The organism is Pseudomonas sp. H1_F01, from assembly GCF_054681425.1.
Genome location: NZ_CP162823.1, coordinates 2,875,698 through 2,885,666, shown reverse-complemented (window position 1 = coordinate 2,885,666; position 9,969 = coordinate 2,875,698). Strand labels below are relative to the sequence as shown.

The window sequence follows — 9,969 nt, the reverse complement described above, 5'->3', positions numbered from 1 at the left end:
TATGAAACTCAGGTCCACGCCACCGCCAGCAACCCGGCCCCAAGCACCACGCACAATGGCGAATAGACCCAGGTGTCGAGCCTGGCGAAGGTCGAGCCCTTGACCTCCTTGAAGAAACCCACCAGCTCCGACTCGCCAATGGCCCGGGCGAACATCAGCAAGGCGATCGCGCTGATCAGCCACTGCAACGCCCGATGGGTGACCGGCTGCGCCAGCAGGCCGACCCGCAGGCACACCAGCAGCGCCACCATCAGCAGTGCCAGGGCCACCAGCAAGGTCAGCCAGCCCGAAGGATCGAACGCCGGTCGCAACGCCTCCCCCTGCTTCACCGGCACCTGAGGCACCACTGCCTTGGTCGCCCACCGCCCACCCAGGGCCCAATACATATGAATCAAGCTGATGGTCGCAAACACTGCGACCAGCGACCGAGCCAATAAAAGCGTCATTCGCCAGCCTCCTGAAAAAGGTTGAACAATCATCCTAGCTTGAATTTGGCATTTCGCTGGACGGGCGTAGGTTGCCAGTTTCCAGCGAATGACTCATTGCCCAGGATCAAGAGTTCAACCTGCCGGCACGCGCGCTGCCCTACAGACCGGCGGAGACCTTGTCCGCCACCTCCTTGGGCAGCCAGGCCTGCCAGACCTGCGGATGCGCCTTGAGGAACGCCTCGGCGGCTTCGCGGGGTGGCGTGCGCTTCTCGCTCATGTCGGCCAGGGCCTTGTTCAACGGTTCGATGGGCAAATCGACCTTGCTGAAGAACTCGGCAATATCCGGGTATTGCTTCTGGAACGGCGCGGACACGCCAATCGACAGTTTCGAGGCCAGTGAACGGGTGGGCTTCGGGTTGGGGTTATCGGCGTCGGTCAGGGTTTTCCAGGCCTCGGCATCGAACGGCGGCTCTTGCAACTGCACCAGCTTGAAGCGCCCGAGCAGTGGCGTGGGCGACCAGTAATAAAACAGGATCGGCTTGCCCCGGCGGATCGTCGAACTGATTTCCGCATCCAGCGCCGCCCCCGAACCGCTGCGAAAATTCACGTAGCTGTCAGACAAGCCGTACGCCTTGAGCTTCTGTTTGTTGACCACCTCGGAGGTCCAGCCAATGGGGCTGTTGAGGAAGCGGCCCTTGTCGGGGCTCTCCGGATCCTTGAACACATGCTTGTAGCGCGCCAGGTCTTCGACGCTGCGAAGGTCCGGCGCCAGGGGCTTGATGCCCTTGGCCGGGTCGCCCTTGATGACGTACTCGGGCACCCACCAACCTTCCGTCGCGCCTTTGACCGTATCGCCCAAGGCGACCACCTTGCCCTCGGCCTCGGCCTTGACCCACACCGGGCTGCGGCCGGCCCACTCCTCGCCGATCACCTGGATGTCGTTATTGGCCAGGGCGGTTTCCAGGGTAATGGTGGTGCCCGGCAATGTGTCGGTCTGCAACCCGTAGCCTTTTTCGACGATGATCCGCAGGATATCGGTGATCAGGCTGCCACTTTCCCAGTTCAAGTCGGCAAAGTGGATCGGCGCTGTGGCGGCCGACGCCGGAAGGGGTGAAACCAACACCGCGAAGGTGGCCCAGGCAGCCAGCCACTGTCGAACTCGTTTCATGCTTTGCACCTCATGCCAGATACAGCAATAGCTGAACGGCCCTGCGTAACCGAACGCAAGCCCTGAATAGTTCAGTCAATTGACTGTAGCCGAGGTTCCAGCGAGATCTTGCGAAACTGTCAGCGGTTTGGGCGCACAACCCCCCGCAAGCCCGATGCCTACGCGCTTTTCAGCGGTCCGGAAGCGATCACTCGCTGGCCTTGAAGGTCACCAGTTCGCCCTTGCGCCACTTGGCGGCCTTGGCGGTGACCGCCTTCAGGGTCTTGGTCAAGCCTTCTTGCAGTTGTTCGTTGGCCGCAAACACGGTCACCACGCTGTGGCCTTCCTTGAACAGGATGGCCTGACCACCGGGGGTCGTGACGAAGGCGTAATCGCCAAGGCCATAGACCGTCAGCTTGATTTCGCGAAAGCGGATTTCAAACTTGCCACCTTCGCGGCTGGGCAACACCGCTGCGCGAAAATGATCACCGACCTTGAGTTCGAGCCTGGGCTTGTCATCGACCACCAGGGCCGACTCGGTGTCGATTTCGGCGACATAAATACCTTCGGCGGTCTGCTCGGTGATGTAGACGAAACGTGACTGGAAGAGTTTGACCAGTTTTGCCCGCAGGTCACCAAGTACGAATAACGCATGCATGTCGAGATTACTTACTGCCAAGGAAACATCCCCATTTTTGAAAAAGGCCCGCCCTGCACAAAGGACGGACCACGAGAACCCGTGCCGACTGTAGTGTCGTAATGGACCTGTAATTGAAATTCGAAGTGAACGGCGCGCCCTGTCCCGGGCCGAGAGCAGACTAAAGGTTGCCGCTCTCGCCGTCTTTCCCGGGGGGTCGCCAGAGGCTGAAGGAAAAAGCCACTCTGAGCATCGGAAAAGATGGGACTACTAACTTTAGGGAAATTTCTCACTTAAAAAAGCATTTTTCTGACATCAAGCCCAAAAAAAATTGCTTTAGATAGGCGCAGCCGTCCACACGACACTGCCGATTCTAGAGCAGCCGAAGGCGTGGAGACTACTCGAAGTACTCGGCAATTCGTCGGTAAACCATAGAAAAGGAATTCACATGGCCACTTTCACAACCCTGCCCCACCCCTTTCCACCTTGCATTGTCGATACAGCTGACAGCTTCGACGGGGTCGATTGCCTGCCTATTTCGTTGATACAGCCGCGTTATCGGGTGGTTTTGGCCGGTAAGTGTTTTTTTCACATTGAGGAAACATCGACCGGACGTGTAAGAGGCTTCCGAACCGATCATAACGAAGCCTGCTACTTGGCCAGGCGTCTCGAAAGCAGCGCCTGAGCTCATCTATGCCCGTCCATGACTTAACTCAGCCGTCGACGGGCAACTGCTGCCATACTGCCCGCCCAGCGAAGCCGTCGCCCATCGACGGATCGCGCACCCATAGCATGACTTCGAGGAGAAGGCGCGACGTGACGGAATTTGATATCGGCGAATTTTTTATCCGGGGCGAAGCCAGAGAAGTCGAAGGCGAGTTCCAGGCCGTCATCGTTATGCGCGCCAAGCCACCCTTGACTACCGTCAGTTGCCACCAGGTGGAGAAGGATCGCTGGTTCAAGACCGCGGAGATCGCTGCCGAGGCTGCCAGGGAAGCCGCCAAGGCGTTGAAGGCCGCCGTGGATGAAGGGGCCCTGAAAGCCTGAGCCCGATCGAACTCCTGATGACCGCTTGCCTCAGATAAAGGGAAGCACCGAGGCGCCACGACGGCGCCCCGCCAAAAGGAGACTCCCATGGAACAACCTTCCCACGAACTCAAGACCCTGTTCGACCAACTGGGCCTGCCCTCCGACGACAAGGCCATCGACGATTTCATCATCGCCCACCCGCTGGCCCCGGAGATCAAGCTGGTGGAGGCCGATTTCTGGTCGGACCAGCAAAAAGACCTGCTCCGGGAATGGCTGCTCGCCGACGGCGAAGAGGCGGTGCTGGTGGATCAGTTGAACGTGCGTCTGCACGACGGCAAGTAGCCTCAAGAGCCACCACCGCTTTTTGTGGCGAGGGGGATTTACCTGTGGGAGCAAAGCTTGCTCGCGATGCAGACGACGCGGTTTTCCAGGGAACCGAGGCGCCTGCATCGCGAGCAAGCTTTGCTCCCACAGCCTAGCGCGGCTTCTCGGGTTTGTAGCCCAGGCGCAAACCACCCCAATGACGTCCCTTGAGCATGATCGGAACCGAGAGATCGTGCATCAACTCCCCCGTATCGCGGGTGTAGGTCTGGAGCAGTACAGGTTGCTGGTGGCTGCCGCAGCGGATCCCGGTGCGGTCGGAGAACTTGCGCTTGGTGCGGTTATTCACCGTGTCCACCTGGGGATCGCCGGTCAGCGGCTGGCTGAAGACCTTGTTATGGGTCGGCACGTAGCCCTGCTGGGTGCAGGCAATCGCAAACACCAGGCCCTCATGCCGGGCAAGCAAGGGCTCCTGGATCGCTGGCAGTACCTGGTCGGTGTAGCGGTCGAAGCGGGTCTGGAATTTGGCTGGCTGGGTATTGGGGATCGGCTGATAGTTGCGGTCGAACAGGTCCTCCAGGCTGACACGGCCCTGGTCGATATCGGCTTCGAACTGCGCAGCGATCTGGCTCGCCCCTTCCCGTGCCAGGTCGTAGACCCGTTGGTGATAATCGTCGAGGCCCACCTCGGCCAGGCGTTCGCTGATGGTTTCGGCCTGACCTTCCATTTGCACGGCCGCCTCGGCCAGGCGCTGGGTCTGCTGGTCGCTGATGGACAGATCGCCGCGCATCTGCTCGATGGCGTGGAACAGGCTGTCGAGTTGTTCGCGATTGGTGTCGGTGCCTTCGGCGATGGCGCTGACCTGGGTTTCGACGCCGGCGGCGAGCCGGGCGATGTTTTCCAGATGCTGGCCGGTATGCTCGACCTGCTGCACGCCAATGTCCAGGTCAGCGGCCAGTTGACGAATCTGCTCCACCACCTGGGCGGTGCGCTGCTGGATGTCGGCCACCATCACCCCGACCTCGCCGGTCGCCGCAGCCGTGCGCCCGGCCAGGCCACGAACCTCATCGGCCACCACCGCGAACCCACGGCCATGCTCTCCGGCCCGCGCCGCCTCGATGGCCGCGTTCAGCGCCAGCAGGTTGGTCTGGCTGGCGATCGACTGGATCACCAGGCTGACCCGCTGGATTTCATCGCTGCGCACACTCAAGGCCTCGATCAACTCGCGGCTGTCGTTTGCGCGCTGGCTGAGCTGGTGCATGCGGCTGATGGACTCCACCAGCTCGCTGCGCCCGGCCAGGCTGCTGCGATGGGCCTCGCTGGCGGCGCTCAGGGCTTGCTGGCTGAGTTGCGAAGTGGCTTGCTCGGTGGCGATCATCGATTCGGCATTGCTGACGATCTGCGCCGCCGCGTCGAGTTGGGACTGGACCTTGCCGGCCAGTTGCTTGACCGAATAGGCGACACCGGCCGCTGACAGCGCGTTATGGCTGGTGGTGTAGGACAGGTCGCGGGTCAGCTCGGCCAGTGTGTCGGTCGCGAGTGCGGGCGCCGCGGCCACGCGCGAACGCAGGCGCGGCAACCAGACGATGAGCATGACCAGCGGCAGGCCCAGGTACAGCGACCAGCCGCCCAGGGCCATGCCGCACAACAGCAATGCCAGGGCGAGACTCTGCAAGGTCGGCGTCAGCCAGCGCGCCGTGCTTTTTGTCTCAGGTACCGAGGCCGGCACCGCACCCGTCAGCGTTCCGTCTGTCGCCATGTTCGTCACCCACATTCTCGTTGTTATAACCGCATTAAACGCCACTACAGAGCCATTATCCATGGTCCATTAGTCGCGTTCTTGCAGCAGATCAACGGGATTAGACGAACGAGCACGGGCGAAAGCAAAAGATCGCGGCCTTCGTCAAAAGGTCGCGATCTTTTTTTGGAAAACCCGAATCAGGCCTGACGCTGGTGCTTGTCGATCTGTTCGTGACGTTCCTGGGCTTCGATGCAGTACTTGGTGGTCGGGCTGATCAGCAGGCGCTTGAGGCCGATCGGCTCGCCGCTGTCGTCGCACCAGCCGAAGCTGTCGTCGTTGATACGGTCCAGGGCCTGCTCCAACTGTGGCAGCATCCGCTGGTCGCGATCGATGGCGTTGACCAGCCAGGTACGCTCTTCTTCTACGGAAGCAGCGTCCGCCGGGTCAGCCGGGGTATCCAGGCTCTCAATGGCGATTCGGTTCTGTTCGATGCGCTCGTGGGTTTCGACTTTCATGTTCTGCAACAGCTTGGTGAAGAAAGCCAGCTGCTCGGCATTCATGTAGTCATCCGCCGGCATGGCCAGCAACTTTTCCTTTGTCATTGATATCTCTATAAAAAAACGTGCATTAAGGCGAATTATGGAGCGTCCCGCAGCGCAGCTGCCACGCTCATCAGGAAGGCGCCGTCGATTCCAAGCGCCACCCGGCACTCAATTTACGAGGGGCGGCAGTCTAAGGCCGAGTCGAGGCCTCAGCAACTGAAAACATAGGGAAAATGTCCGACAACCCCTTCAAATGTTCTCTGACAGGCTTTTGGCAGTCATCGGAGTGCGTTTATAACAAGAAATTCGGTGCAATAGCTGTATTAAGAAGACAAATGGCAACGCCACGCGGGTCAGGCGTGGCGCTTTGTCACAACTTCCCGGGGCTCAGCGCTTGAGTTTGCGCTTGTTGCGGTACTGGTCGATGACCACCGCCACCACGATGATCAGCCCTTTGATGATGTCCTGGATGTAGGCATCGACACCGACAAAGGTGAAACCGCTGGCCATCACCCCAAGGATCAGCGCCCCGATCACGGTGCCGGTGATGCGCCCCACCCCGCCCGCCAGGCTGGTGCCGCCGATCACGGCCGCGGCAATCGCGTCCAGTTCATAGGACATGCCCATGCCCGCCTGCCCCGTCGCCGCCCGCGCCGAGGCCACCACGCCGGCCAACCCCGCCAGCAACCCGGCAATGCTGTAGACGATCACCAGGTGGCGCTTGACGTTGATGCCTGATGTGCGTGCCGCCTGCATGTTGCCGCCGATGGCGTAGGTGTACTTGCCATACTTGGTGTAGCGCAGGGCGATGTGAAAGATCACCGCCACCACCAGGAAGATGATCACCGGCATCGCCCCATGCCCGATGGCGGTATAGGAATCGGACAGCATGCTCACCGGTTGGCCTTCGGTGTAGTAGCGCGCCAGGCCACGGGCCGAGACCATCATGCCGAGGGTGGCAATGAACGGCGGAATACCGGTAACGGCGATGATGCTGCCGTTGATTGCCCCGGCCAGCAGCCCTACGCCGAGCCCCGCCACCACCGGTATCCACACCGGCAAATCCGTCAAGGAGGGAAACACCGCCCGGGCGAAGTCAGAAGTCTGGGCCAGACTGGCGGCAATCATCGCCGACAGCGCCAGCACCGAGCCGGACGACAGGTCGATACCGGTGGTGATGATCACCTGGGTCACGCCGATGGCCAGCAGGCCGATGATCGACACTTGCAGGATCATCAGCACCAGGCGCTGGGAGTTCATCAGGAAACTCTGGTCGCGCATGATCCAGCCGAACATTTCGAACACCAGGCCGATGCCGATCAGCACCAGGAAGATACTCAGTTCCGTCGGCAGTCGCCGGCGCGCCCTGGCCGGTGCGGCCGCGGGTTTGTTTTCCAGTATCGCGTTCATAACCATTCACCTTTTTTATCTGGACTGACGGGCATCAGGACAGGCCTGAAGCCAATTGCATGACTCGTTCCTGGGTCGCTTCGCTGCGGTCGAGGGTGCCCATCAGGTCGCCTTCGTGCATCACCATGACCCGGTCGCTCATGCCCAGTACTTCCGGCAGCTCCGAGGAAATCATGATCACCGCCATGCCTTCGCTGGCGAGGTAGGAAATCAGCCGGTAGATCTCGGCCTTGGCACCGACATCGATGCCACGGGTCGGCTCGTCGAGGATCAGGATGCGCGGGTTGGTCATCAGCCAGCGGGCCAGCAACGCTTTCTGCTGGTTGCCGCCAGACAAGGTATCGATGCACTGTTCCAGCGACGGGGTCTTGACCCGCAGCTTCTTGCACATGTCCTCACACAAGGCGCGCAGGGCTTTCTGCTGGATGAAGCCGTTGCCCACGTAATGGGGCAGCACGGCCATCTCCATGTTTTCCAGCACCGACAGGCACGGGAACAGGCCACTGAGCTTGCGGTCCTCGGTCAACAGCGCGAAGCCTTTCTCGATGGCCATGTGCGGGTCGCTGATGCGCACCGGTTGGCCGTCCAGCAGGATTTCGCCGCCGGTACTCGGGGTCACGCCGAAAATCGCCTCGGCCACGTTGGTCCGGCCCGAGCCCATCAACCCGGCGATGCCCAGGATCTCCCCGGCATGCAGGTCGAAGGACACGCCTTTGAAGATGCCGTCCAGGCTCAGGTCGCGCACCGACAGCACCAAATCGCCGATGGGTTGCTCCCGTACCGGGAACAACTGGCTCAGTTCGCGCCCGACCATCATCGAAATCAGGCTGTCACCGTCCATGCTGTCGGCCCGTTGCAGGCCGATGTAGGCACCGTCGCGAAACACCGCCACTTCATCGGCGATGGCAAACACCTCGTTCATTTTGTGGGTGATGTAGATGATGCCCTTACCCTGGGACTTGAGGTCGGCAATGATCGAGAACAGGTGGGCGACTTCGGTCTCGGTAATGGCCGAGGTCGGCTCGTCCATGATCAGGATGTCGGAGTCGTAGGACACGGCCTTGGCAATCTCCACCATCTGCCGCTCGGCGATGCTCAGGTTGCCGACCTGCTCCTCGGGGTCGAGCTTGATGCGCAGGCGCTCCAACAGGCGGGCGGTGCAGCGATGCATCTCGCCATGGTCGACCATGTGCAGGCCGTTGAGCTGCTCGCGACCGATCCAGATGTTTTCGGCGATGCTCATGTGGGGCATCAGGTTCAGTTCCTGATGGATCATCGCGATGCCGGCCTGCAAGGCCGCCAGCGGCGTGTCGAACGTCACCGGCTTGCCGCGCAGGCGCAGTTCGCCGGCGTCCGGCTGGTAGATACCGGCGATGATTTTCATCAAGGTGGATTTGCCCGCGCCATTCTCGCCCATCAGGGCCAGCACGGAACCGGGGCGTACCCGCAGTTGTACATCGGACAGGGCCACCACGCCGGGAAAGCCTTTGCTGACATTGACGACTTCCAGCAGATACGGTTCATCAGGTATTGCGTCCGGCCGGAAAGTCATCGCCGGGGCGCTCGAAGCAGTCGCTGAAGCGAACATGATCAGGTACTCCCTCGGCAAGGTCGGCGTTGCAACCTTGCCTGTTTATTGTTGTGGTGGGACCGGTGCGTCAAACGTCACTTGAACTGATCGACGTTTTCCGGCGTGATCAGGCGATACGGCACCCAGACGGACTGCTCGACCGGTTGTTTCTTGACCATTTTCACCGCGGTGTCGATCGAGCCGTCGGCCTGGCCCTTGGCGTCCTGGAACACCGAGACGGCCATCTCGCCTTTCTTGATCGCGTTCAAGCCGTCCGGTGTGCCATCGACCCCGGCAATCAATACGCTGCCCTTCTTGGTGCCCGCTTGCTTGAGGGCCATGGCGGCACCGATGGCCATCTCGTCGTTGTTGGACACCACGGCATTGAAATCGCGGCCCTGGGTCAGCCAGTCGTTGACCAGGGTCATGCCCTTGTCCCGGGACCAGGTGCCAGTCTGCTCCTGCTCGATCTTGATGCCCGGGTACTTGGCCAGCACTTCCTTGACGCCCTTGGTGCGGTTGGTGGTGGAGTTGTTGGCGAGGTCGCCCAGCAGGATCACGATGTCGCCTTTGCCGCCCATCTTGTCGGCCAGGTATTGCATCTGCATGCGGCCGGCTTCCAGGTCATCGGAGGCCACGGTGACCACGCCTTCTGGCAACTTCGGATCATCCGGACGGCGGTTGACATAAACCAGTGGGATACCGGCGGCCACGGCGGCCTTGGTGATGCGCTGGGTCGCGGCGGTGTCCACCGGGTTGACGATGAGCGCGTCGACTTTCTGGCTGATGAAGCTTTCCACCTGGCTCAGTTGCTTGACCACGTCACTGCGCGCGTCTTCGAACTGCAGGGTGACGCCGTCCGGCAGGGACTTGGCTTTCTTGTCCATGGATTCGCGCAGGTAAGTCAACCAGGTGTCATCGAACTGGGACATGCTGACGCCGATCTTCAGGTCCGCCAGGGCAGCGCCGCTGGTGAGCATCAACGACAGGGCCAGCGAGGCGATACGGGTCTTGGTCTTCATGAACGGTCTTTCTCCACTTTTTTGTTGGTTTTATGGATAAGGCGTGACGGATCAGGAACGGGGCAAACGCACGATGGGCGCGCCGGGCATGCAACACACGCCATGGCGCCGTTACGCTGGAT

At 61.0% G+C, this 9,969-nt stretch carries 11 protein-coding genes; 3 read left to right on the top strand and 8 right to left on the bottom strand.

What is annotated here, in order from left to right; translation table 11 throughout:
• Positions 1-8: 8 nt before the first annotated feature.
• The 3 genes from AB4O09_RS13410 to AB4O09_RS13400 form a co-directional block, all read right to left on the bottom strand.
• Positions 9-446 (bottom strand): DUF3995 domain-containing protein, encoded by a 438-nt coding sequence (locus tag AB4O09_RS13410; RefSeq protein WP_013693585.1) that lies wholly within the window; start codon positions 444-446, stop codon positions 9-11.
• Positions 447-585: 139 nt separating this feature from the next.
• A complete protein-coding gene (locus AB4O09_RS13405) occupies positions 586-1,596 on the bottom strand; it encodes an ABC transporter substrate-binding protein (protein ID WP_003202848.1) in 1,011 nt (336 codons plus the stop codon).
• A 187-nt stretch (positions 1,597-1,783) separates the two neighbouring features.
• Complete coding sequence (locus tag AB4O09_RS13400) at positions 1,784-2,233, bottom strand: hypothetical protein (protein ID WP_003202850.1); 450 nt, start codon at positions 2,231-2,233, stop codon at positions 1,784-1,786.
• A gap of 427 nt (positions 2,234-2,660) precedes the next feature.
• On the opposite strand from AB4O09_RS13400, the gene AB4O09_RS13395 reads away from it, so the two are divergent.
• From AB4O09_RS13395 to AB4O09_RS13385, 3 genes are all read left to right on the top strand, one after another.
• Positions 2,661-2,897: a hypothetical protein gene (locus AB4O09_RS13395; RefSeq protein WP_087945352.1), complete on the top strand. Its 237-nt coding sequence runs from the start codon at positions 2,661-2,663 to the stop codon at positions 2,895-2,897.
• 131 nt (positions 2,898-3,028) lie between these two features.
• Entirely contained in the window at positions 3,029-3,259 is a 231-nt protein-coding gene (locus AB4O09_RS13390; protein WP_003202853.1) for a hypothetical protein, read from the top strand.
• Positions 3,260-3,346: 87 nt separating this feature from the next.
• Positions 3,347-3,583, top strand: a complete 237-nt coding sequence (locus AB4O09_RS13385; RefSeq protein ID WP_003202855.1) for a DUF2789 family protein — start codon at positions 3,347-3,349, stop codon at positions 3,581-3,583.
• A gap of 133 nt (positions 3,584-3,716) precedes the next feature.
• On the opposite strand, the gene AB4O09_RS13380 is transcribed toward AB4O09_RS13385, so the two are convergent.
• From AB4O09_RS13380 to AB4O09_RS13360, 5 genes are all read right to left on the bottom strand, one after another.
• Positions 3,717-5,321, bottom strand: a complete 1,605-nt coding sequence (locus AB4O09_RS13380) for a methyl-accepting chemotaxis protein (RefSeq protein WP_003202857.1) — start codon at positions 5,319-5,321, stop codon at positions 3,717-3,719.
• A 179-nt stretch (positions 5,322-5,500) separates the two neighbouring features.
• Entirely contained in the window at positions 5,501-5,905 is a 405-nt protein-coding gene (locus AB4O09_RS13375) for a TraR/DksA family transcriptional regulator (RefSeq protein ID WP_003202859.1), read from the bottom strand.
• A gap of 327 nt (positions 5,906-6,232) precedes the next feature.
• The gene (locus AB4O09_RS13370; protein WP_003202861.1) at positions 6,233-7,255 is read right to left on the bottom strand and encodes an ABC transporter permease; all 1,023 of its coding nucleotides are present in this window, start codon (positions 7,253-7,255) and stop codon (positions 6,233-6,235) included.
• Between the two features lie 34 nt (positions 7,256-7,289).
• Complete coding sequence (locus AB4O09_RS13365; protein ID WP_003202863.1) at positions 7,290-8,843, bottom strand: sugar ABC transporter ATP-binding protein; 1,554 nt, start codon at positions 8,841-8,843, stop codon at positions 7,290-7,292.
• Between the two features lie 77 nt (positions 8,844-8,920).
• Positions 8,921-9,847, bottom strand: a complete 927-nt coding sequence (locus tag AB4O09_RS13360; protein ID WP_003202865.1) for a sugar ABC transporter substrate-binding protein — start codon at positions 9,845-9,847, stop codon at positions 8,921-8,923.
• Positions 9,848-9,969 lie beyond the last annotated feature (122 nt).

Excerpts from the sequence above, each read along its gene's own strand:
- AB4O09_RS13410 (WP_013693585.1), bottom strand. The coding sequence starts at position 446 with ATGACGCTTTTATTGGCTCGGTCGCTGGTCGCAGTGTTTGCGACCATC.
- AB4O09_RS13405 (WP_003202848.1), bottom strand. The coding sequence starts at position 1,596 with ATGAAACGAGTTCGACAGTGGCTGGCTGCCTGGGCCACCTTCGCGGTG.
- AB4O09_RS13400 (WP_003202850.1), bottom strand. The coding sequence starts at position 2,233 with ATGCATGCGTTATTCGTACTTGGTGACCTGCGGGCAAAACTGGTCAAA.
- AB4O09_RS13395 (WP_087945352.1), top strand. The coding sequence starts at position 2,661 with ATGGCCACTTTCACAACCCTGCCCCACCCCTTTCCACCTTGCATTGTC.
- AB4O09_RS13385 (WP_003202855.1), top strand. The coding sequence starts at position 3,347 with ATGGAACAACCTTCCCACGAACTCAAGACCCTGTTCGACCAACTGGGC.
- AB4O09_RS13380 (WP_003202857.1), bottom strand. The coding sequence starts at position 5,321 with ATGGCGACAGACGGAACGCTGACGGGTGCGGTGCCGGCCTCGGTACCT.
- AB4O09_RS13375 (WP_003202859.1), bottom strand. The coding sequence starts at position 5,905 with ATGACAAAGGAAAAGTTGCTGGCCATGCCGGCGGATGACTACATGAAT.
- AB4O09_RS13370 (WP_003202861.1), bottom strand. The coding sequence starts at position 7,255 with ATGAACGCGATACTGGAAAACAAACCCGCGGCCGCACCGGCCAGGGCG.
- AB4O09_RS13365 (WP_003202863.1), bottom strand. The coding sequence starts at position 8,843 with ATGTTCGCTTCAGCGACTGCTTCGAGCGCCCCGGCGATGACTTTCCGG.
- AB4O09_RS13360 (WP_003202865.1), bottom strand. The coding sequence starts at position 9,847 with ATGAAGACCAAGACCCGTATCGCCTCGCTGGCCCTGTCGTTGATGCTC.